The sequence below is a fragment of the Cellulosimicrobium protaetiae genome, from assembly GCF_009708005.2.
Taxonomy (GTDB): Bacteria; Actinomycetota; Actinomycetes; order Actinomycetales; family Cellulomonadaceae; genus Cellulosimicrobium; species Cellulosimicrobium protaetiae.
Genome location: NZ_CP052757.1, coordinates 4,086,394 through 4,107,694 on the forward strand (window position 1 = coordinate 4,086,394; position 21,301 = coordinate 4,107,694).

General features: G+C 73.9%; 20 protein-coding genes. 14 read left to right on the forward strand and 6 right to left on the reverse strand.

What is annotated here, in order from left to right:
• Positions 1 to 4: 4 nt before the first annotated feature.
• The 7 genes from FIC82_RS17615 to FIC82_RS17645 all read left to right on the forward strand — a co-directional run bounded on the left by FIC82_RS17615 (position 5) and on the right by FIC82_RS17645 (position 8,031).
• Positions 5 to 1,390, forward strand: coding sequence for a Gfo/Idh/MocA family protein (locus FIC82_RS17615; RefSeq protein ID WP_168732055.1), 1,386 nt, complete (start codon positions 5 to 7; stop codon positions 1,388 to 1,390).
• 113 nt (positions 1,391 to 1,503) lie between these two features.
• Positions 1,504 to 2,778, forward strand: coding sequence for an ABC transporter substrate-binding protein (locus FIC82_RS17620; protein ID WP_087471177.1), 1,275 nt, complete (start codon positions 1,504 to 1,506; stop codon positions 2,776 to 2,778).
• 76 nt (positions 2,779 to 2,854) lie between these two features.
• Positions 2,855 to 3,808 carry a carbohydrate ABC transporter permease gene (locus FIC82_RS17625; protein ID WP_082140951.1) on the forward strand — a complete coding sequence of 318 codons (954 nt, stop codon included), beginning with the start codon at positions 2,855 to 2,857 and terminating at the stop codon, positions 3,806 to 3,808.
• On the forward strand, positions 3,805 to 4,719 hold the full coding sequence (locus tag FIC82_RS17630; protein WP_253691252.1) for a carbohydrate ABC transporter permease: 915 nt from the start codon (positions 3,805 to 3,807) through the stop codon (positions 4,717 to 4,719). The genes FIC82_RS17625 and FIC82_RS17630 overlap by 4 nt, the downstream gene beginning before the upstream one ends.
• 8 nt (positions 4,720 to 4,727) lie before the next feature.
• Positions 4,728 to 5,786, forward strand: a complete 1,059-nt coding sequence (locus FIC82_RS17635) for an NAD-dependent epimerase/dehydratase family protein (RefSeq protein ID WP_216609927.1) — start codon at positions 4,728 to 4,730, stop codon at positions 5,784 to 5,786.
• Positions 5,786 to 6,970, forward strand: a complete 1,185-nt coding sequence (locus FIC82_RS17640; RefSeq protein WP_154799355.1) for a dihydrodipicolinate synthase family protein — start codon at positions 5,786 to 5,788, stop codon at positions 6,968 to 6,970. The genes FIC82_RS17635 and FIC82_RS17640 overlap by 1 nt, the downstream gene beginning before the upstream one ends.
• Positions 6,967 to 8,031: a hydroxyacid dehydrogenase gene (locus FIC82_RS17645; protein ID WP_154799356.1), complete on the forward strand. Its 1,065-nt coding sequence runs from the start codon at positions 6,967 to 6,969 to the stop codon at positions 8,029 to 8,031. The genes FIC82_RS17640 and FIC82_RS17645 overlap by 4 nt, the downstream gene beginning before the upstream one ends.
• 78 nt (positions 8,032 to 8,109) lie before the next feature.
• Here FIC82_RS17645 and FIC82_RS17650 read toward each other — a convergent pair whose 3' ends face one another.
• Positions 8,110 to 9,135, reverse strand: coding sequence for a DMT family transporter (locus tag FIC82_RS17650; RefSeq protein ID WP_253691253.1), 1,026 nt, complete (start codon positions 9,133 to 9,135; stop codon positions 8,110 to 8,112).
• Positions 9,136 to 9,217: 82 nt separating this feature from the next.
• On the opposite strand from FIC82_RS17650, the gene FIC82_RS17655 reads away from it, so the two are divergent.
• From FIC82_RS17655 to FIC82_RS17665, 3 genes are read left to right on the forward strand one after another with little or no spacing between them, the layout of a single operon-like run.
• Complete coding sequence (locus tag FIC82_RS17655; RefSeq protein ID WP_154799357.1) at positions 9,218 to 10,135, forward strand: LysR family transcriptional regulator; 918 nt, start codon at positions 9,218 to 9,220, stop codon at positions 10,133 to 10,135.
• Positions 10,136 to 10,182: 47 nt separating this feature from the next.
• Entirely contained in the window at positions 10,183 to 10,602 is a 420-nt protein-coding gene (locus FIC82_RS17660) for a YciI family protein (RefSeq protein ID WP_154799358.1), read from the forward strand.
• Positions 10,599 to 11,945, forward strand: a complete 1,347-nt coding sequence (locus FIC82_RS17665) for an RNA polymerase sigma factor (RefSeq protein WP_418884332.1) — start codon at positions 10,599 to 10,601, stop codon at positions 11,943 to 11,945. The genes FIC82_RS17660 and FIC82_RS17665 overlap by 4 nt, the downstream gene beginning before the upstream one ends.
• Before the next feature lie 4 nt (positions 11,946 to 11,949).
• On the opposite strand, the gene FIC82_RS17670 is transcribed toward FIC82_RS17665, so the two are convergent.
• Both FIC82_RS17670 and rraA read right to left on the reverse strand, forming a co-directional pair.
• The gene (locus FIC82_RS17670; protein ID WP_168732057.1) at positions 11,950 to 12,345 is read right to left on the reverse strand and encodes a YybH family protein; all 396 of its coding nucleotides are present in this window, start codon (positions 12,343 to 12,345) and stop codon (positions 11,950 to 11,952) included.
• On the reverse strand, positions 12,342 to 12,836 hold the full coding sequence (gene rraA / locus FIC82_RS17675; RefSeq protein ID WP_168732058.1) for a ribonuclease E activity regulator RraA: 495 nt from the start codon (positions 12,834 to 12,836) through the stop codon (positions 12,342 to 12,344). The genes FIC82_RS17670 and rraA overlap by 4 nt, the downstream gene beginning before the upstream one ends.
• Positions 12,837 to 13,052: 216 nt before the next feature.
• Between rraA and FIC82_RS17680 the strand changes: the two genes are divergently transcribed.
• Both FIC82_RS17680 and FIC82_RS17685 read left to right on the forward strand, forming a co-directional pair.
• Positions 13,053 to 13,514 (forward strand): tRNA (cytidine(34)-2'-O)-methyltransferase, encoded by a 462-nt coding sequence (locus tag FIC82_RS17680; protein ID WP_154800497.1) that lies wholly within the window; start codon positions 13,053 to 13,055, stop codon positions 13,512 to 13,514.
• Between the two features lie 119 nt (positions 13,515 to 13,633).
• On the forward strand, positions 13,634 to 13,966 hold the full coding sequence (locus tag FIC82_RS17685; RefSeq protein WP_154799359.1) for a hypothetical protein: 333 nt from the start codon (positions 13,634 to 13,636) through the stop codon (positions 13,964 to 13,966).
• A 96-nt stretch (positions 13,967 to 14,062) separates the two neighbouring features.
• On the opposite strand, the gene FIC82_RS17690 is transcribed toward FIC82_RS17685, so the two are convergent.
• Together FIC82_RS17690 and xylA are read right to left on the reverse strand one after the other, a co-directional pair.
• A complete protein-coding gene (locus tag FIC82_RS17690) occupies positions 14,063 to 15,658 on the reverse strand; it encodes a xylulokinase (protein ID WP_168732060.1) in 1,596 nt (531 codons plus the stop codon).
• A gap of 1 nt (position 15,659) precedes the next feature.
• A complete protein-coding gene (xylA, locus tag FIC82_RS17695) occupies positions 15,660 to 16,850 on the reverse strand; it encodes a xylose isomerase (RefSeq protein WP_171445716.1) in 1,191 nt (396 codons plus the stop codon).
• Positions 16,851 to 16,952: 102 nt separating this feature from the next.
• On the opposite strand from xylA, the gene FIC82_RS17700 reads away from it, so the two are divergent.
• Positions 16,953 to 18,194, forward strand: coding sequence for an ROK family transcriptional regulator (locus FIC82_RS17700; protein WP_253691254.1), 1,242 nt, complete (start codon positions 16,953 to 16,955; stop codon positions 18,192 to 18,194).
• A 919-nt stretch (positions 18,195 to 19,113) separates the two neighbouring features.
• Here FIC82_RS17700 and FIC82_RS17705 read toward each other — a convergent pair.
• Entirely contained in the window at positions 19,114 to 20,187 is a 1,074-nt protein-coding gene (locus FIC82_RS17705; RefSeq protein WP_154799361.1) for a LacI family DNA-binding transcriptional regulator, read from the reverse strand.
• Positions 20,188 to 20,362: 175 nt separating this feature from the next.
• Here FIC82_RS17705 and FIC82_RS17710 point away from each other — a divergent pair, with 175 nt between their 5' ends.
• A complete protein-coding gene (locus FIC82_RS17710) occupies positions 20,363 to 21,301 on the forward strand; it encodes a carbohydrate ABC transporter permease (RefSeq protein WP_053369523.1) in 939 nt (312 codons plus the stop codon).

Genomic DNA, 21,301 nt, shown 5'->3' on the forward strand with positions numbered 1-21,301 from the left:
ACACGTGACCCCGAACCCCCAGCCTGTCACCGTCGCCCTCGTCGGCGCCGGCAACCGTGGTCAGACGTACGCGCGCTGGATCGCCGAGCACCCCGACCGTGCCCGTCTCGTCGCCGTCGCCGACCCCCGGCCCCACCAGCGCGGGCTCGTCGTCGACCAGGCCGTCGCGGCGCAGGCCGGCCTCTCCGCAGCCCACGCCCTCGCCTCGGGCACCGAGTCGGGCGCGACGCTCGCTGTCGAACCGCGAGTCGAGCTCGCGCAGGTCGCGGAGTTCGCCGGCTGGCAGGACCTCGTCGCCGCGGGCGAGGCCGACCGGGCCGCAGGGGGCACGGGCCGGCTCGCGGACATGGTCATCGTCGCGACGCAGGACCGCGAGCACCGCGACCCCGTCGTCGCGCTCGCGCCGCAGGGGTACGCGATCCTCGTCGAGAAGCCGCTCGCGCCGAGCCCGGAGGAGTGCCGGGACGTCGTGGACGCGGTCGAGGCGTCGGGCGTGCTCTTCGGCGTGTGCCACGTGATGCGCTACATGCCGTACACGGACCTCGTGAAGTCGGTCGTCGACTCAGGCGTCCTGGGCGAGATCGTCAACGTCCAGCACCTCGAGCCCGTCGGCTGGTGGCACGACGCCCACTCGTACGTCCGCGGGCCGTGGCGCTCGGAGAAGACGTCGAGCCCGATGCTGCTCGCGAAGTCGAGCCACGACCTCGACTGGATCCGCTACGTCACCGGCAAGCGGATCACGACGGTCGCGAGCTTCGGCTCCCTCAAGCACTTCCGGCCCGAGGAGCGCCCCGCGGGCGCGGCGGACCGCTGCCTGGACTGCCCGCTCGAGCCCACGTGCCCGTACTCGGCGCCGCGCCTCTACCTCACGACGCTGCGCGAGCAGGGCCCGATCTGGCCCGTCTCCGTCATCACGGACGCGACCGACGAGGCGGGCGTCGTCGAGGCCCTGCGCACGACCGACTACGGCCGCTGCGTCTACGGCTCCGACAACGACGTCGTCGACCACCAGGTCGTCGCGATGGAGCTCGAGGGCGGCGGCGCGGCGACGTTCACCATGACCGCGTTCTCCGAGCAGGACCACCGCAAGACCCAGATCTTCGGCACCCACGGGTGCCTCGACGGCGACGGCGAGAAGGTCCGCGTGACCGACTTCCGCGACGGCAGCGTCACCGTGCACGACGGCGGCCACCACGGCGCCACGAACGCCGCCGACGACCACGGCGGCGGCGACTCGGGGGTGATGGACGCGTTCGTGCGCGCCGTCGCGACGGGGGACCCGAGCCACGTCCGGTCGGGCGCCGTCGAGTCCCTCCAGAGCCACCTCGCCGTGTTCGCGGCCGAGGAGTCGCGCCACCGGCGCACCGTCGTCGACGTCCCGGCCCGCTGACGCGTCCGGCGCGACGACCGCACCACCCCGCACCTCCACAGCACCACACCGCACAGCACCACCCCACCCCCCACCCGCCCACCCTGGCGGGACCTCACCAAGGAGACACGTCGATGACCCTGCGCACGACGAAGCGCCTCTGGACCGCCGCTCTCGCGGTCGGCACGCTCGGCGCGCTGAGCGCCTGCGCCGGCGGTGCCGGCGCCGGCAGCTCCACCCCCACCCCCGAGGACGGCGCCGCGTCCGGCTCCGTCACCATGTGGACCTACCCCGTCATCGCCGACGAGGCCGCCCACAAGGCCTTCTGGGACGAGCAGATCGCCGCCTTCCAGGAGGAGAACCCCGACGTCGACGTCAAGGTCGAGATCTACCCGTGGGCCGGTCGCGACGAGACCCTCGCGACGGCCATCGCGGGCAACAAGGGCCCCGACGTCGTCTACCTCATCCCGGACCAGATCCCCAAGTACGGCAAGTCGCTGGCCGCGGTCGACAACTACGTCACCGACCAGGTGGGCGACCTGCGCGAGAACGCGTCGAAGGCCGTCACGGTCGACGGCGCGATGCTCGGCTCGCCGCTGATCATGAACAGCAAGCCGCTCGTGTGCAACGCCGCGGCGTTCGAGGCCGTCGGCGAGGCCGGCAACTACCCGGAGACGTGGGACGACCTCATGGCGCTCGCGCCGACGTTCCAGGCCGCCGGCTACGACGTCACCAACTACTGGGGCTCGGTCGACGCGACGCTCAACGAGTCCTTCTACCCGCTGTTGTGGCAGGCAGGCGGGTCCGTCTTCTCCGAGGACGGCTCGTCGGTCGCGTTCGACTCGCCCGAGGGCATCGAGGCGCTCCAGTTCGCGGTCGACCTCGCCGAGGGCGGGTACATCGAGAAGGACCTGCTGACGACGATCCCCGCGTTCGAGCAGACCAACACCGCCAAGGGCAAGATCGCGTGCACCTGGCAGCAGGGCCCGGCCGACGTCGCCGGCTTCTGGGGCGAGGAGAACGTCGTCGTGCTCCCGCCGCTCAAGCAGGCCGAGGCGGTCGCGTTCGGCACGGTCGGCTCGCTGTCCGTGCTGAAGACGGCGGAGAACCTCGACGCCGCGGGCAAGTGGGCCGCGTTCGCGACGTCCCCCGCGGTGAGCACCGAGTACGCGAAGGCGGCGGGCTGGTTCTCGCCGTACGAGAGCGAGTCAGGCCTCTACGCCGACGACCCGGTGCTCTCGGCGCTCGAGGACACCCTCCAGTACACGACCGCGGGCGAGGTCAACGAGAAGTCCCGTGAGGTCATGGGCGTCCTCGCCCCGGAGATCCAGGCCGCGCTCATCGGCGAGAAGACGCCGGAGCAGGCTCTGAAGGACGCAGCCGCGGCGGCAGACCCGCTGCTCGGCTGACCGACGTCGCGGCGCGGGCGGCCCTCCCCCTGGCCGCCCGCGCCGCGGCACCCCTCGCGGTACGAGAGGAGAACCCATGACCGCGACCGCCCCCACCTCGGACGGGCTCACCGCCGACGGGGCCGACCGGCGCCCGGCGCCGAAGCCCCCGCGCGGCGGCACCCGCCGCGTCCTGGAGCGCCGTGAGGCGAGGATCGGCCTGCTGTTCGCCCTCCCCGCGTTCCTGCTGTTCCTGCTGTTCCGGTTCGGCCCCGCCATCGCGGGCGTCGCGCTGAGCTTCTTCGACTACACCATCGGCGTCGGCGCCGAGTGGACGGGCGTCGAGAACTTCCGGCGCATGGTCGACGACCCGATCTTCTGGTCCGCGCTGCGCGTCACGGTCGTGCTGAGCCTGCTCATCGTCCCGGTGTCGCTCGCGATCTCGACGTTCATGGCGCTCATGGTGCGCCGCTCGTTCCGCGGCTCCGGCTTCTACCGGTCGGTGTTCTTCCTGCCCGTCGTCACGAGCCTCGTGCTCGCCGCGACCGTGTTCACGTGGGTGTTCTCCACGAACGGCCCGTGGTCCAAGCTCATGGGCGCGCTCGGGTTCTCGACCGACTCCTGGCTCGGCGACACGCTGCTCGTGCTCCCCGCGCTCGCCATGGTGGCGATCTGGTCGCGCTTCGGGTACGGGATGCTCATCCTCCTCGCCCGCATGCAGGACCTGCCGCGCGAGCTCGAGGAGGCCGCCGCGATCGACGGCGCCGGACCGTGGAAGCGGTTCTGGTTCATCATCGCGCCCCAGCTCAAGCCGACCTTGTTCTTCCTCGCCGTCATCGAGACGACGGCGTCGTTCCAGATCTTCGACCTCGTCTACGTGATGACCGCCGGCGGACCGGCCCGGGCGAGCTACAACCTCGTCTTCTACATCTACGACCAGGGCTTCAAGTACTTCGACCTCGGCTACGCGAGCGCGCTCGGCGTCGCGCTGTTCGTCGTCACGCTCGTCGTCGCCCTCATCCAGCGCTACGCCATCGGGAGGGACAAGTGACCGCCGTCGACCCCACCACCACCGGGCGGGTGCTCGAGGGCGCCGCGATGCCCGTGCGCCCCACCGCGACCCGGCGCGGCCGCAAGGGCGCGAGCGACCTGTCGCTGCGCGGCAAGGTGCTGCGCTACGTCGTGCTCTCGCTCGCCGCCGTCGTGACGATCTTCCCGTTCTACGCGATGGTCGTGCTGTCGCTGAAGCCGGCCGCCGCGATCGACTTCCCCGCGTCGCTCCTGCCGACGAACCTCACGACCGAGGCCTACGACCGCGTGCTCGGCGCGGGCAACATCGGCACCTGGCTCGTCAACACGCTCGTGTACTCGGTCGTGTCCGTCGTCGCGGTGCTGCTGCTCGCGTCGATGGCCGGCTACGCGTTCGCGAAGAAGAAGTTCCCCGGGCGCGAGGCGATGTTCTGGTCGTTCCTCGCGATGGTCATGGTCCCGTACCACGTGACGCTCATCCCGACGTTCATCCTCATCGCGCAGGCGGGCGGGCTCGACACGTACTGGGGCCTGATCCTGCCGACGCTCGCGAACGCGCAGGCCGTGTTCCTCATGCGGCAGTTCATCCTCGACCTGCCCGACGAGCTGTTCGAGGCCGCGAAGCTCGACGGCGCCTCGGAGTGGCGCATCTTCCTGCGCATCGTGCTGCCGCTGTGCAAGCCGATCCTCGCGACGCTCGGCACGTTCGTCTTCCTGTGGCACTGGAACGACTTCCTGTGGCCGCTCATCATCGGCCAGGGCACCGACCACTGGACGCTGACCGTCGGCATCGCCTCGCTCCAGCAGCAGGACGTGCCGCTCAACATGGTGCTCGCGGGCGCCACCATCTCGTTCGTTCCGATCTTCGCCTCGTACCTCGTGGCCCAGCGCTTCTTCGTCGAGGGCGTCACCTCGTCCGGCATCAAGGGATGACTCACCACATGACCACGCAGACCAGCACCACCGCCCTGAAGGCCCCGACGTCCGTCGCGGAGCTCGAGGAGCTGCTCACGACGCCGTCGCCCGCCCTCGTGGAGGACCTGGCTGCCCGCTCGGGCGACCTCGTCATCCTCGGCGCGGGCGGCAAGATGGGCCCGAGCCTGACCGTCCTCGCGCGCCGGGCACTGGACGCGGCCGGGCGCACGAGCGACGCCGTGCACGCCGTCTCGCGGTGGTCCGACGCCGCGCAGGCCGACCGCCTGCGCGACGCCGGGGTGAACGTCGTCGCGGCCGACCTGCTCGCGCCCGGCGCCGACCTCGCCGCCCTGCCCGACGGCGCCGACGTCGTCTACATGGTCGGCGCCAAGTTCGGCACCTCGTCCGCGCCGTCGCTCGCGTGGGCCGCGAACGCGGCGCTCGTGCACGACGTCGCGCGCCGCTACGCCGACTCGACCATCGCGGCGTTCTCCACCGGCAACGTCTACCCGCTCGTGCCCGTCGAGTCCGGCGGCTGCTCCGAGGAGCACCCCGTCGGGCCGGTCGGCGAGTACGCGATGAGCTGCCTCGGGCGCGAGCGCGTGCTCCAGCACGCCGCGCTCTCGCGCGGGACGAAGGTCGTGACGATCCGCCTCAACTACGCGGTCGACCTGCGGTACGGCGTCCTGTTCGACGTCGCGTCGCCCATCCTCGCGGGCGAGCCCGTGGACCTCACGACCGGGCACGTCAACGTCGTGTGGCAGGGGTACGCGAACGAGGTCGCGCTGCGCTCGCTGGGCCTCGCCTCGTCTCCCGCGACGGCGATCAACCTCACGGGCCCGGAGACGGCCTCCGTCGAGCGGCTCGCGACGCTGCTCGGGCGGGGCCTCGACCGCGAGGTGTCGTTCACGGGCGAGCCCGCCCCGACGGCCCTGCTCAACGACGCGACGCGCTGCCACGAGCTGTTCGGCTACCCGCAGGTGCCGCTGCGCACGCTCGTGGACTGGCAGGCGAAGTGGCTCGCGGCCGGACTGCCGACGAGCGGCAAGCCGACGAAGTTCGCCGTGCGCGACGGGGCGTTCTGATGACGGCCACCCCCGCCGCGGCACCGGTGGCGAGCCCGCGCCTCGCCGACGACGTCGCCGCGCTCCTGCGCACGGGGACCGTCATCCCGGCCCAGCCCCTCGCGCTCGACGCCGACCGTCGTCTCGACGAGCGCCGCCAGCGCGCGCTCACGCGGTACTACCACGCGGCGGGCGCGGGCGGCGTGGCCGTCGGCGTCCACACGACGCAGTTCGAGATCCGCGAGCACGGGCTCCTGCGGCCCGTGCTCGAGCTCGCGGCCGAGGTGTCGCGCGCGACGATCGCGGGCGACGCGCCGGCGGGCTCGCTGCACGCCGGTCCCCGCCCGCTCGTCCAGGTCGCGGGCGCGGCCGGCGACGTGCGCCAGGCCGTCGCGGAGGCCGAGCTCGCGGCGGAGCTCGGGTACGACGCCGTCCTGCTGGCCCCGCGCGTGCCCGGCCTCTCCGGCTCGCGCGAGGAGGTCGAGCGCGTGCTGCTCGACCGCGCCCGCGCCGTGGGCGAGGTGCTGCCCGTCATCGGGTTCTACCTCCAGGAGGCGATCGGCGGGCCGCGCCTGTCCGTGGGCTTCTGGCGCGAGTACGCGTCGATCGAGGCGGTCGTCGCGATCAAGGCCGCGCCGTTCCACCGCTACCGGACGATCGACGTGCTGCGCGGCGTCGCCGCGTCGGGTCGTGGCGACGAGATCGCGCTGTACACGGGCAACGACGACGCGATCGTCGCGGACCTCACGCAGTGCCTCGACGTCCCGGTGACGGACGCCGAGGGGCGGGCCGCGACGTTCACCGCGCGGTTCGTGGGCGGCCTGCTCGGGCAGTGGGCGGTGTGGACCCGGGGCGCGGTCGAGACGCTGGCCCTCGCGCACGCCGCGCACGGCATCGGCCCCGACGGCGAGGCCACCGTGCCCGACGCCGCCGCCCTCGCGACGCTCACCGCGCGCGCGGCCGGCCTCACCGACGCGAACGCGGCCGTCTTCGACGCGGCGCACGACTTCGCGGGCGTCATCGCGGGCGTGCACGAGGTGCTGCGCCGACAGGGCCTGCTCGACGGCATCTGGTGCCTCGACCCGGACGAGACCCTCTCCCCCGGGCAGGCTGACGAGCTCACGCGCGTGACGTCGTCTTACCCGTGGCTCGCGGCCGCGGACGACGCGCTCGTCGCGGAGCACCTCGAGGACTGGCTGCGATGACCCTCGCGCCCGGCACGGAGACCGGCGCGGAGACCGGCCCGGGTACCGGGGCGGCCCGTGCGGTCGTCGCGGTCGCGCCGTGGCTGCGCGCCGAGCTGTTCGCCCCGGACGCCTGGGAGCGCCTGGCCGGGGCGGGACCGTTCGACGTCGTCGACGACCCGCGGGCGCTCGGCGCCGCCCTCGACCGGCTGGGCCCCGCGGTGCGCGAGAGCGTCGACGCGCTCGTCATCTCCTGGGGGACGCCGCCGCTGGACGCCGACCTCCTGGACCGGCTCCCCGGGCTGCGGCTCGTCGCGCACACCGGCGCCTCGGTCAAGCCGTTCGTCACGCCGGACCTGTGGGCACGCGGGGTCCGCGTGACGCAGGCGGGCCAGGCGATGGCGCGCCCGGTCGCGGAGGTCTCCGTGACGTTCGCGCTCGCCCTGCTGCACCAGGTCCCCGCGTTCCACAACGCCCTGCACGACGGCGTCCCGTGGGCCGGCGCCGAGGCGGCACCCCCGCGGTACGAGATCGCGGGCACGCGCGTCGGTGTCGTCGGGGCGTCGCGCACCGGGCGCGCGGCGATCGCGATGCTGCGCGCGCTCGGCGCGGAGGTCGTCGTCGCCGACCCGACCCTCTCCCCCGCCGAGGCGACAGCGCTCGGCGCGACGCTCGTCGGGCTCGACGAGCTCCTCGCTACGAGTCGCGTCACGATGCTGCACGCGCCCGTGCTGCCCGAGACCCACCACCTGCTGAGCGCGCGCGAGCTCGCGCTCCTGCCCGACCACGCGGGGCTCGTGAACACCGCGCGGTCGTGGCTCACGGACGAGGACGCGCTCGTCCGCGAGCTCGCGACCGGGCGGATCAGCGCCGCCCTCGACGTCTACGACGCCGAGCCGCTGCCCGAGGACCACCCGCTGCGCCGACTGCGGAACGTGCTCCTCACGCCGCACCACGCCGCCGCGACCGTGCAGGGCCGGCTCGCCCAGGGCGCGATCGTCGTCGACGAGCTCGAGCGCTTCCGCGCGGGCGAGCCGCTCGTGCACGAGGTGCGCGAGGCCGACCTCGACCGCATGGGCTGAGCCCGCGGCGGGCCGGGTCGGGGCGTGTCGCGCCGGGCGGGCTGGGTACGTCGGGCCGGGTCGTACGGCCGGACCGGGTCAGGCTCGCGCGGCCGGCACCGGGGGCACCGGGGCGACGCGCCGCCGCGGGAGGGTCGCGACCGCGACCCCGGCGAGGCACAGCGCGCCGCCCGCGAAGGTGACCGGCGCCGGGACCTCCGCGAGCACGAGCCAGGAGAGCACCACCACGAGCGGCGGGACGAGATACGTCGTCGCCGCGGCACGGCCCGCGCTGAGGCGCGAGAGCGCATAGCCCCACGTCGTGAACGCGACGGCCGTCGGGCCGAGCCCGAGCAGCACGACCGCCCACGTCGACGACGGCGGCGCCGCGGCGGCGTCGGCCGCGAGCGCCGGGGCGAACGGCACGAGGGCGACCGTGCCGGCGAGGCACCCGACCCACGTCATCGTCAGCGCGTCGACCCGCGCGAGGAGCCGCTTCTGCGACGTCGCGCCGCCCGCGTAGAGGACGGCCGCCGTGAGCCCGAGGGCGACGCCGAGCACGTCGCGCTCGCCGGACGACGTCGCCGCCGCGATGACCGCGACCCCGGCGAACGCCGCCGCCATGCCGACGAGCAGGCGCCGCGGGAAGCCCTCCCCGAGCAGGACGCCCGCGAGGACCGCGACGAGCACGGGCGCGACGTTGACGAGCAGCGCCGTCGTCCCGGCGTCGAGGTGCTGCTCGGCGGCGTTGAGCGCGAGGTTGTAGAGGCTGAACCACCCCACGCCCCACGCGAGGACGGCGACGAGGAGGCGACCGCGCGGGAGGACGGGTCGCGTACCGCTGCGCAGCCACCGGACGGCGAGGATCGCCGTGACGCCGACGCTGCCGGCGAGCTGGCGGCCGAGCGCGAGGGACCCGGGCTCGTAGTCGTGGCCTGCGGCCCGGACGCCGATGAACGCCGACGCCCACAGCAGGACGGTCACGGCGACGGCGAGGACGACGGGCAGCGCGGCACGACGGGCCGACCCGGGAGCGGGGGGCGGACCGGACCGGGCGGTGGTCGCCGCAGCGGCGGGCCGGGGGGCGTCGACGGGCGTGGTCGTCGGGGTCTCGGGTGCGGTCACGCGTCGATCGTCGCCCCCACCGACTGTTCAGCACCAGCGAGATTTCCTACCTCTCGATTCAGTCTCGCTGTATCGTGGAGGAATGCTGGACGTCCATCGCCTGCGCGTCTTCCGCTCCGTCGTCGCGAGCGGGTCGGTCCAGGCCGCCGCGGCCGCGCTCGGGTACACGCCGTCGGCCGTGAGCCAGCACGTCGCCGCGCTCCAGCGCGAGACCGGCCTCACGCTGCTCGAACGAGCCGGCCGCGGCGTACGCCCCACCGCGTCGGGGCTCGCGCTCGCCGCCCAGGCCGACGGCGTCCTCGCGCGCCTCGGCGAGGCGGAGGCCGTCGTCGCGGACCTGCGCGCCGGCCGCACCGGCTCGCTCTCGCTCGCCTACTTCGCGTCGGTGGGCGCCGCGTGGCTGCCGCAGGTCGTGCGCCGGCTCACGGCGGACTTCCCCGGCGTCCGGCTCGACCTGGAGCTGCGCGAGACCATCCCCGACGACGCCGACGCGCGCGCGGACGTGCAGCTCGTCGTCGCCCCGCGCGGGTTCGACCCGGGTGGCGGCTTCCGGGCGCACCACCTGCTCGACGACCCGTACGTCGTCGTGCTGCGCGACGACCACCACCTGGCGCACCGCGACGAGGTCGAGCTCGCCGAGCTGCGCGACGAGCGCTGGGTGGACAACGACTTCGCGCGCGGCTGGTGCCGCCGCAACCTCGTCGAGGCGTGCACGGCCGCCGGGTTCAGCCCGCCGTTCCACGTCGAGGCGCACGACTACCCCACGGCGATCGCGTTCGTCGGCGCCGGGGTCGGGGTCACGGTCCTGCCCGCGCTCGGCGCCGCCCACCTCCCACCCGGGCTCGTCGCCGTCCCCGTGGTCCGGCCCGCACCCGTGCGCTCGATCCACGCCGTGCTGCGCGAGGCCGTGGTCGGCACGCCTCCGGCACGGGCCGTGCTCGGCACGCTCCGCGAGGTCGCGGGCGCGCGTGTCGATCTCGCCGGCTCCCGTTCGACCTGAGGATGAGAGGGTCGGGAGGTCCGGCCCGCCGACACCAGGAGACGACGATGAAGTACATGCTCATCATGCGCGGCACCGACGAGAGCCAGGCCTCGTTCGAGGACGTCTCGTTCGACGAGATGCTCGAGACCATCGGCCGGTTCAACGACGAGCTGATCCGGGCGGGCGTCCTGCTCGCGGCCGAGGGGCTGGACGACGCCGGGCAGGGCGTGGTCGTCGACCTCTCGTCCGACGTGCCCGTCGTGACCGACGGCCCGTACGGGGAGACCAAGGAGCTGTTCGGCGGCTACTACGTCCTCGACGTCGCGTCGAAGGAGGAGGCGGTCGAGTGGGCCAAGCGGCTCCCCTACTCCGGCCCCGGGGCCAAGGTCGAGGTCCGCCGCGTCACGACGATCGACGAGTTCCCGCAGGACAACGAGTGGATCCGCAAGGAGCGGGCGTGGCGCGAGGCGACCGGCCAGCTGTGACGGCGCCCGACGCGAGCGCCGGCCCGGGTATCGGCCCGGGTCAGCAGGCCGACCCGGGCCGGCGCGCCGTCGAGGCCGTGTGGCGCATCGAGTCGGCGCGGATCGTCGGGGCGCTCGCCCGGTACACGGGCGACTTCACCCTCGCCGAGGACGTCGCCCAGGAGGCGCTCGCCGAGGCGCTCGTCGCGTGGCCTCGCGACGGCGTGCCGCGCCACCCCTCGGGGTGGCTCCTCACCGTCGGACGGCGCCGCGCGATCGACGCGTTCCGCCGACGTGCGGCCCTCGACGAGCGGTACGCGGCCCTCGCCCACGGCCTGGGCGAGGGCGCCGTCGCGACCGGCGGACCGCCGTCGGACCCCGCGGACGCGACGGGCGCGGACCTCCTGTGGGACCCCGACCAGGTCGACGACGACGTGCTCGCCCTCATGTTCGTCGCGTGCCACCCGGTGCTCTCGCCCGAGGCGCGCGTCGCGCTCACGCTGCGCGTCGTCGGCGGGCTGTCGAGCGACGAGGTCGCGCGCGCGTTCCTCGTGCCCACGGCGACGGTCCAGGCCCGCATCACGCGCGCCAAGAAGACGCTCACCGCGGCCGGCGTGCCGTTCGGCGTGCCCCCGGCCGACGAACGGCGCGAACGTCTGGGCTCCGTCCTCCACGTGCTCTACGTGATCTTCACGGAGGGGTCCACGGCCACGACGGGCGAGGAGTGGCTCCGCCCCGACCTCGCGCACGAGGCGCTCCGGCTCGCGCGCGTGCTCGCGGGGCTGGTCCCGGACGAGCACGAGGCCCACTCGCTCGTCGCGCTGCTCGAGCTCACCGCCGCCCGGTTCCCCGCCCGCACCACCCCCGACGGCGACCCCGTGCTCCTCGCCGACCAGGACCGACGGCGCTGGGACCGGTCCGCCGTCCGGCGCGGCCGCGCGGCGCTCTCCCGCGCCGACGCGGTCGGGCCGCCCGGCCACGGCCGCGGCGCGTACGGGCTCCAGGCGGCGATCGCCGAGTGCCACGCGGTCGCGCCGTCGGTCGAGGAGACGGACTGGGACCGCGTCGTGCTCCTCTACGAGGCGCTGGGCCGGCTCGCACCGTCGCCCGTCGTCGAGCTCAACCGCGCCGTGGCGGTCGCGATGGCGGCGGGCCCGGCGGAGGGGCTGCTGATCGTCGACGAGCTCGTCGCGACGGACCGCCTTCCCGGGTTCCACCTCCTGCCGAGCGTGCGCGCCGAGCTGCTCGGCCGCCTCGGCCGCGTCGCCGAGGCGCGCGCGGAGTACGCGCTCGCGGTGCGGCTGTGCCCGAGCGCGCGCGAGCAGGAGCTGCTGCGCCGCAAGGCGGCCGCGCTCGACGCATGACGCGCTACGACCCGTCGGCCGCCGTGTACGACCTGCCGGGCCAGTACGGCCACTCCTCGAAGTGCGCCACGCGCCCGTCGGGCGCGAACCGGAGCACCCACAGGTCGCGGTAGTCCTGCTCGTCCGGCGCGAGGTACCGGACCTCGAGGCGCACGACGGCGTCGGGCCACTCGACCGCGACCGGTTCCGCCGTCACCGTGAAGGTCGCGCCCTCGTCCGCGCGCCAGAACCCGCGGATCGCGTCGTGCCCGTGCAGCGGCGCGTCGTCGTAGGGCGAGCGCAGGTACGTCGCGTCCGGGGTGAACAGCCTCTCGACGGCGGTCGTGTCGCTCGCGCGCCAGGCCCCCTCGTACGCGCCGACCCACGCCACGACACGTTCGCGCGCCTCGTGCGGGCTCACGGCAGCACCACCACGCCGTCGTCGTCGCTCACGACGGTCGCGCCCGGCATGAACGTCGCGCCCCCGAACGTCACCGGCACGTCGCGCTCGCCCGCGCCGTCCTTCGCGCTCTTGCGCGGGTTGGAACCGAGCGCCTTGATCCCGAGCGGGAGCGTGCGCAGCACGGCAGTGTCGCGCACCCCGCCGTGGATCACGACACCGGCCCAGCCGTTCTCCACCGCGCTCGCCGCGATGAGGTCGCCCATGAGGGCCGTGCGGACCGAGCCGCCGCCGTCGACGACCAGCACGCGCCCCTCCCCCGGCTCGGCGAGCCTCGCCTTGACGAGCGCGTTGTCCTCGAAGCAGCGGATCGTCGCGGCCGGGCCCGCGAACGCGGCGACGCCCCCGTACTGCCGGAGCTGGACGTCGCACGACTGCAACGCCTCGCCGTGCTCGTCGGCGAGGTCCGCGGTCGCGGGGACGGGCTGGACCATCTGTGCGGTCTCGGACATCGGTCTACCTCCTGGTACCTCGTCGACGGCTCTCCGACGCTACCGTTCCGCCGGTCGAGTGCGGGTATCTGTCGTCCAGCAGGCTTCGCCACGACGGGTACCCCGCACTCAGCGGCTCTCGGGGCTGCGAGAATCGGGGGCGTGAGCGAAAGCCCCGACCCCGGCACCGACTGGCGACCGCACGTCGCCGACCCGGCCGCACGACCGCCGTCGACCCTGCCCCACGTGGTGTTCTTCGAGCCGCGCATCCCCGGCAACACGGGCAACGCGATCCGCCTCGCCGCGGTGACCGGAGCGCGCCTGCACCTCGTGGAGCCGCTCGGGTTCGACCTGGACGAGCCCAAGCTGCGCCGCGCGGGACTCGACTACCACGACCTCGCGAGCGTCGAGGTGCACGCGGACCTCGACGCCGCGCTCGCGACCCTCCCGGGCCGCGTGTTCGCGTTCACGACGCGCGCGACGACGTCGTTCACCGACGTGACCTACCGGCCCGACGACGTCCTGCTGTTCGGCCCCGAGCCGACGGGCCTGCCCGACGACGTGCTCGCCCACCGGCGGATCACGGACCAGCTCAAGATCCCCATGCTGCCCGGGCGCCGGTCGCTCAACCTCACCAATGCGGCGTCGATCGCCGTCTACGAGGCGTGGCGGCAGACGGGCTTCGCCGGGGGCGCGTGAGGGAGACCGCGTACCGGGTACGGGTCACGAGCCGGGTTTTCCCGGATGCCGGGGTGCGGCGCGACGGGGTGGACTGGGGCCGGGCCGGGCAGGCCCACCACCTCGAGCGAAGGAGCTCCATGCGAACCACACGCCAGCGCGCCCTGGTCGTCTCCGCCCTCGTCGCCGCGGCCGTCGCCGTGGCACCGTCCGCCGGCGCGGCGACGTACGACGGCGGTCCCTGCACCTTCGACGTGACCCGGACCGGGAACGTCTTCACCGTCAGCGCGGGCACGTGCGACTGGGTGCTGCTCGAGGTCTACGGCAGCGCGTACGGGATGAACCTCAACCGCTCGGTCTCGACGACGTCGGTCGCGTCGGTGGAGATCGCCGGGCCGGTCTGGGGCGTCACCGGCGCCGCCGCGGTGGGGCGCAAGGCCGGCGTGACGGGCCCCGTCGTCCGCGTCCTCTGACCACCTTCCCTGCCCCCGCTGAGTGCATGAAATAGTCGCGTCCGAGGGCCTCGGGCGCGACTATTTCATGCACTCAGCGAGGGCGGGGTGGTCCGGTCAGACGAGGTCGCGGACCGCCGCGTACTGCTCGCGGATCGCCGGGACCGGGTCGGCCTCGACCACCGTGGCCGACGACGCGGCCCAGGTGGGCGGGGCGACGTCCGCCCCGGAGCCACCCGTCGCGTGCGCGGCGAGGACCCAGGCCGCCTGGCGCGCGGCGCCGTCGGCCACGTACTCGCCGGGCTCCGGGACCGTCACTGGCAGGCCGAGGACCTGCGGCGCGATGCGCCGGACCGCCTCGGACTGCGCCCCACCGCCGATGAGCTGCACGCGATCGACGCGGACGCCGAGCGCCCGCAGCGCGTCGAGCCCGTCCGCGAGGCCGCACAGCATGCCCTCGACGTACGCGCGCGCGAGGTGCTCCGGCGTCGACGTGCCGAGCCGGATGCCGTGCAGCGTGCCCGAGGCGTCGGGGCGGTTGGGCATGCGCTCGCCCTCCAGGTACGGCACGAGCACGAGCCCGTCCGCGCCGGGCGGCGCCGCGAGCGCGAGGCGAGAGAGGCCCGCGTGGTCGACGCCGAGGACGGCGCGCGCCGCGTCGAGCACCCGGCTCGCGTTGAGCGTCACCGCGAGCAGCAGGTACCGGCCCGTCGCGTCCGAGAACCCGTTGACGAGGCCGGAGCCGTCCGCCGTGCGGTCGTCGGTCACGGCGGACACGACGCCCGACGTCCCGATCGACACCGCGACGTCGCCCGCGACCATGCCGAGACCGAGCGCGGCACCGGCGTTGTCGCCCGCGCCGGGGCCGAGCAGCGTGCCGCCCTCGACCGCCGCACCGGCGACCGAGGCGTGCGCGACGCCCGCCACGGCCGAGGGTGCGACGACGCGCGGCAGCACGACGTCCGTCCGGCCGAACGCGAGCTCGAGCAGGTCGAGGCGGTACGCGCCCCGGCCGTCGTCCCCGTCGCCCCGGGTCGCGTCGTAGTACCCCGTGCCCGACGCGTCGGACGCGTCGGTGACGAGCGCGTCGAGGTCCGGGCCGAGCGGCGCGGACTCGTCGCCCGCGGGGCCGTACCCCGCGATGCGCCACGTGAGCCAGTCGTGCGGCAGCGCGACGGCCGCGACGCGCGCCGCGTTCTCCGGCTCCGCGTCGCGCAGCCAGCGCAGCTTCGTCACCGTGAGCGACGCGACCGGTACGGACCCGATCGCGTCCGCCCATGCCTGCGCGCCCGCCTCGGTCGCGGACTCGACCCGGTCGTGGGCGTCGGGGACGCCCTCGGCGAGCCGGGCCTCGCCGAGCTCGCGGATCAGGTCGCGCGCCGCGGGGGCCGAGCGTGTGTCGTTCCACAGGAGCGCGTCGCGCACGACGTTCCCCTCCGCGTCGAGCGCGACGAGCCCGTGCTGCTGGCCGCCGACGGCGAGCGCCGCGACGTCGTCGAGCCCGCCCGCCGCGGACGCGGCCTCGCGGAACGCGTCCCACCACGCGTCGGGGTGCACCTCGGTGCCGTCGGGGTGCTTGGCCGAGCCGGTGCGGACGAGCGCGCCGGTCGCGGCGTCGCGCACGACGACCTTGCAGGACTGCGTGGACGTGTCGACGCCGGCGACGAGCGTGCGCTCGTCGCCGGCGTCGGACGTCCTGGCGTCGGTCGTCACCTCAGCCGATCAGGTGCTCGAGCGCGAGCTGGTTGAGGCGCACGAAGCCGAAGTCGCGGTTCGCCGCGGCGTCGACGTCGAACTCCTCGTACGCGGTGCGGTCCGCGAGCAGGTCGGCCACGGACTCGCCCTCGCCCAGCGTGGACTGGCCGAGCTCGAACACGCCGGAGTGCGCGAACGCCTCCTGGACGCGGGAGTCGGCGCGGTACGCCGCGGCCTTGCGCGCGAGCAGGCGGTAGGTCTCCATGTTGGCGCGCGCGGAGTCCCACACGCCGACCTCGTTCTCGGTGCGCGACGGCTTGTAGTCGAAGTGGCGCGGACCCGTGTACGTGGGTCCGCCGTTCGGGAAGCCGTTCTCGAGCAGGTCGACCGTGAAGAAGGCCGAGAGCAGGTCGCCGTGGCCGAACACGAGGTCCTGGTCGAACTTGATCGAACGCTGGCCGTTGAGGTCGATGTGGAAGAGCTTGCCCGCCCACAGCGCCTGCGCGAGGCCGTGCGTGTAGTTGAGGCCAGCCATCTGCTCGTGACCCGTCTCCGGGTTGAGGCCCACGATGTCGCCGTTGTCGAGCTTCGCGATGAGGCCGAGCGCGTGGCCGATGGTCGGCAGGAAGATGTCGCCGCGGGGCTCGTTCGGCTTGGGCTCGAGCGCGATCTTGAGGTCGTAGCCCTTCTCCTTGATGTACGCCGCGGTGAGGTCGAGGCCCTCGGCGTAGCGCTCGTGCGCGGAGTGCAGGTCCTTGGCGCCGTCGTACTCGGTGCCCTCGCGGCCACCCCACATGACGAACGTCTTGGCGCCCAGCTCGGCCGTCAGGTCGACGTTGCGCAGCACCTTGCGCAGCGCGTAGCGGCGCACACCGCGGTCGTTCGACGTGAGGCCGCCGTCCTTGAACACCGGGTGGCTGAACAGGTTGGTCGTCACCATCTCGATGACCAGGCCCGTGTCCTGCGCCGCCTGGCGCACGGAGTCGAGGCGCTTGGTGCGCTCGGCGTCGTCGGCGCCGAACGGCACGACGTCGTCGTCGTGGAACGTGAAGCCCCACGCACCGAGGTCGGCCAGGCGGCGCACGGACTCGGCCGGGTCGAGCGCGGGACGGCTCGCGCTGCCGAACTGGTCCTGCGCGGTCCAGCCCACGGTCCACAGACCGAAGGAGAAGTTGATGTCTGTGTCGTGTCGGGTGGTCTCGTCGGCCACGGTGGTCTCCTCGTCGAGAGGGCCGTGGCGCGGTCCTCGCGCCGACGGCCTATTTTTGTCTTACGGATGAACTTATCCGCCCGGGTCGGTAAGGTCAAGACCGTGAACCGCAGCGTCGCGACCCGCACGGGTCCCCCAGCAGCCCGGCAGGCCACGCTGCGCGAGCACAACCTCGCCCTCGTCGCCCGCGCGGTCTTCGAGTCCGCCCAGCCGTGCTCGCGCGCCGACATCGCCGCCGCCAGCGGCCTCACGCGCGCGACCGTGTCGACCCTGGTGGACCGGCTCGTCGCCGCGGCCATCGTCGCCGAGCTCCCCCCGGCGACCCCGCAGCGCGCCGGACGGCCCGCGGTCCCCCTCGCGCCCGCGCCACGCTCGCTCGTCGGGCTCGGCCTCGAGGTCAACGTCGACTACCTCGGCGGCCGCGTGCTCGACCTCACCGGCACCGTCGTCGCCGAGCACGTCGACCCGGACGACCTGCACGACAGCGACCCCGCCGAGGTCCTCGCCCGGCTCGGGCGCATCGCGCAGGACCTCCTCGCGACCGTCCGCGCCGACGGCATGACCGTCGCGGGCGCCCGGCTCGCCCTCCCCGGCCTCGTCGACACGCGCGCGGGCCGGCTCGAGGTCGCGCCCAACCTCGGCTGGTCCCACCTCGATCCCGTCCGCCTCCTCGGCCTCGGCCCGGACGTCCCCGTCGAGATCGGCAACGAGGCCAAGCTCGCCGCACTCGCCCAGGCGAGCCGCGGCGTCGTGCCCGACGACGCGTCGGACCCTGCCTCCGACCCGGCGCCCTCGACGTACCTCTACGTGTCGGGCGACGTCGGCATCGGGTCCGCGATCGTCGTCGACCGCCGGCTCTTCCGCGGCCGCCACGGCTGGACGGGCGAGGTCGGGCACGTCGTCGTGGACCCGCGCGGCCCGCGCTGCCGCTGCGGCGCGACCGGCTGCCTCGAGCAGTACGCGGGCAAGGACGCGCTCCTGCGCGGGGCGGGACTGCCCGTCGACGCCCCTACCGAGACGCTCGTCGCCGCGCTCGACGCCGCGGAGCCCGCCGCGCTCGCCGTCGTCGAGCAGGCCGGGACCGCGCTCGGCAGCGCGCTCGCCGACTACGTGAACCTCGTCGACATCGACACCGTCCTGCTCGGCGGCATCTACCCCGCGCTCCTGCCGTACCTGCGCACCGCGGCCCTCGCCGAGCTGCGCACACGCGTCCTGGCCGCCCCGTGGACGGACGTCGTCCTGCTCCCCGCCCCGGTCGGCGACCACGCCGCCCTCACCGGCGGCGCGCGCGAGGTCCTGCGCGGCGTCGTCGAGGACCCGAGCGCCTGGGTCGCCGAGGACTGACCTCCGCCGAGGTAGAACCGTGGTCGGCCGAGGTAGAACCGTGGTCGGGTCTTCAGGCCCGCAGGGTCGGGTCCGCGGTGAGGGTGGTCTCGGCGCTCGGGGCTGCCGCGCCGTCACCCTGGCCGTTCGGCCGTGGGTTCTGGGAGCGCGGCTCTGACGCCCCTTCGCATCCGACCTCACCCCCACCGCTCGACCGTCACCGCGCCCTCGCCTCGTGGTCACCCCGTGCACCGCCAGGGAGACGAGATGCGGCCCGGCCCGCCGGACCGGCCGAGGCAGAACTCTTGTCACGCGAGGCAGAAGCCCGGTCCGCCGAAGTAGAACCCTGGTCCGTCGAGATAGAACCCTGGTTGGCCGAGGTAGAAGCCTGGTTGGCCGAGGTAGAACCCTGGTCATGAGGTAGAACGGCGGTTGGCCGAAGGCGACCATGGTCGGCCCCCAGTCGGGCCGGTCGCCGTCGGACATCGGTGACCCCGACAGACCCCACCACTTGCGCGGCGCGACGGCGCGACGGCGCGACGGCGGACCCGCGCGACGGCAGGACCGCGGACGACGCGGCGACCACGGCACGACCCGGACAGCGGCACCGAACCAACCCGACCCCGCGCGCAGTCGCCCGAGGCGAGCGACGACCAGGGCGAGACGACGCCGGGCGGGGTGGGTGGTGGTGCCGCGTCGTGGCTGGGCCTGGCGGGAGCCGCGAGGAACGAGCGGCGGATGGTAGACGCGGCACCACCACCCACCCCGACCACCCAACCCAGCCACGCGCCGTCGGGCACAAGAACCACGGTTCTACCTCGACCAACCACGGTTCTACCTCGGCCAACCAGAGTTCTACCTCGGCCAACCAGAGTTCTACTTCGGCGGACTGCGGCTCTACCTCGCGAGACCGGGGTTCTTCCTTGCGCGGACCGGGGTTCTACGTCCGTTGCGGGGGCGGGGCCGTGCTGGCGCGGGGGACGAGGCGGGTGGGGACCAGGCGGGTGCCGGTCTCGTGGACGCCCTCGCGGACCTGGCGGAGCACCTGCTCGACGAGCCGGCGACCGACCTCGGCGAAGTCCTGGTGGACGGTCGTGAGCGGGGGCAGGAACTCGGACGACTCGGGCAGGTCGTCGAACCCGACGACGCTCACGTCCTGCGGGACGCGCTTGCCGGAGTCGTGCAGGGCGCGCACGAGCCCGAGGGCCATCTGGTCGTTGGCGACGAAGACCGCGGTGACGTCGCCGCGCTGCGCGAGGCGCAGCCCGGCCTCGTAGCCGGACGACGGCGACCAGTCGCCCCGCTCGATGGGCGGCACGTCGCGCCCGGCCTCCTCGAGCGTCGCGCGCCAGGCGGAGGTGCGACGCTCGGCCGCGAACGAGAGCGCCGGTCCGGCGAGGTGGTGCACCGTCTCGTGGCCGAGGTCGAGCAGGTGCTGCACGGCCTGGCGCGTGCCGTCGGCCTGGTCGGTGTCCACGACCGCGTAGCTCTCGCCGGCGTCGGAGTCCGCGACGACGACCTGGACGCCGGGCGGGAGGCTGACCCGCGCGACGTCGAGGAGGTGGACCTCCATGAGCAGGATGATCGCGTCGACGGCGAGCTCCCCGAGGCGCGTGAACGCGCCGTGCACGCCGTCCTGCGTGGGCGCGGCGACGGGGATGACGGTGATGGCGTAACCCTCGGCGGCGGCGGACGTCGCGATGGCCTCGAGCGTACGGACATTGCCCGTGGTCGCGAGCGAGAAGAGGATCACGCCGATGGTGCGGAAGGAGCCGCTCTTGAGCGCGCGGGCGGCGCTGTTGGGGCGGTAGCCGAGCTCGGTCATCGCCTCGAGCACGCGCGAGCGCGTCGCCTCGACGACGCCCGGGTGCCCGTTGGAGACGCGGGAGACGGTCTGCGCGGAGACCCCGGCGACGCGCGCGACGTCGGCCATCGAGACGCGCCGTGCCGTGCGGACGGCAGCTCCCCCGGTGCGCGTCAGGGCGGGGGTCTCGTCGTCGAGCCCGTCGGTCATGGCGTCCTCGTCCTCGTGGTGTCGGCACAGTACCTGGGCCGGACCGACATCGTGGCCGGTCACGGACCAGCGTAGGCGATGTTTGCGTAAACACCGAACCTCGTGCCATGCTCATGTTTACGCAAACACCGGCGACGACCGACGTCGCCGTCCCCCGATGACGAGGACCCCCAGCATGACGACGACGTCCCCACCCGTGGCAGGGCACCGGCCACCGGTCGGCGCTCCTTCGTCCCTCCCGGCACGGCGCCGACGGCGCTCGTGGACCGGCTGGGGCTTCGTGGGTCCGTTCATGGCGGTCTTCGCGCTCGTGTTCCTCGCGCCGATCGCCTACTCGATCTACCTCAGCCTGTTCCGCACCCAGATGGTCGGCGGCACCCAGTTCGTCGGGTTCGAGAACTACGCGCGAGCGTTCTCCGACCCGCAGTTCTGGTCGGGCGTGTCGCGCGTCGGGCTGTTCCTCGTGGTCCAGGTGCCGATCATGCTGGGCATCGCCCTGCTCGTCGCCCTGGCGATCGACTCGGGCCGGCTCTACGGCCGCAACTTCTTCCGGATCTCGATCTTCCTCCCCTACGCCGTCCCGGCCGTCGTCGCGACGCTCATGTGGGGGTTCATGTACGGGACGCGGTTCGGCCTCGTCGCGAACATCAACGACGCGCTGGGGACGTCGATCGCCAACCCGCTGTCCCCGGACTGGGTGCTGCTGTCCATCGGCAACATCGTGACCTGGGAGTTCGTGGGCTACAACATGCTCATCTTCTACTCGGCGCTGCGCGTCGTGCCCACGTCGCTCTACGAGGCGGCCGAGCTCGACGGCGCGTCCCAGTGGCAGGTCGTGCGGGCCATCAAGATCCCCGCGATCCGCGGTTCGCTCGTCATCGCCACGATCTTCTCGATCATCGGCTCGTTCCAGCTCTTCAACGAGCCGAGCATCCTGCAGAGCCTCGCGCCGAACGCCATCACGACGTACTTCACCCCGAACCTGTACGCGTACTCGCTGTCGTTCTCCGGCCAGCAGTACAACTACTCGGCGACCGTCGCCATCATCATGGGCGTCCTCACGATGATCGTGGCCTACGTCGTCCAGCTGCGCGGCATGCGCAAGGAGGCCTGA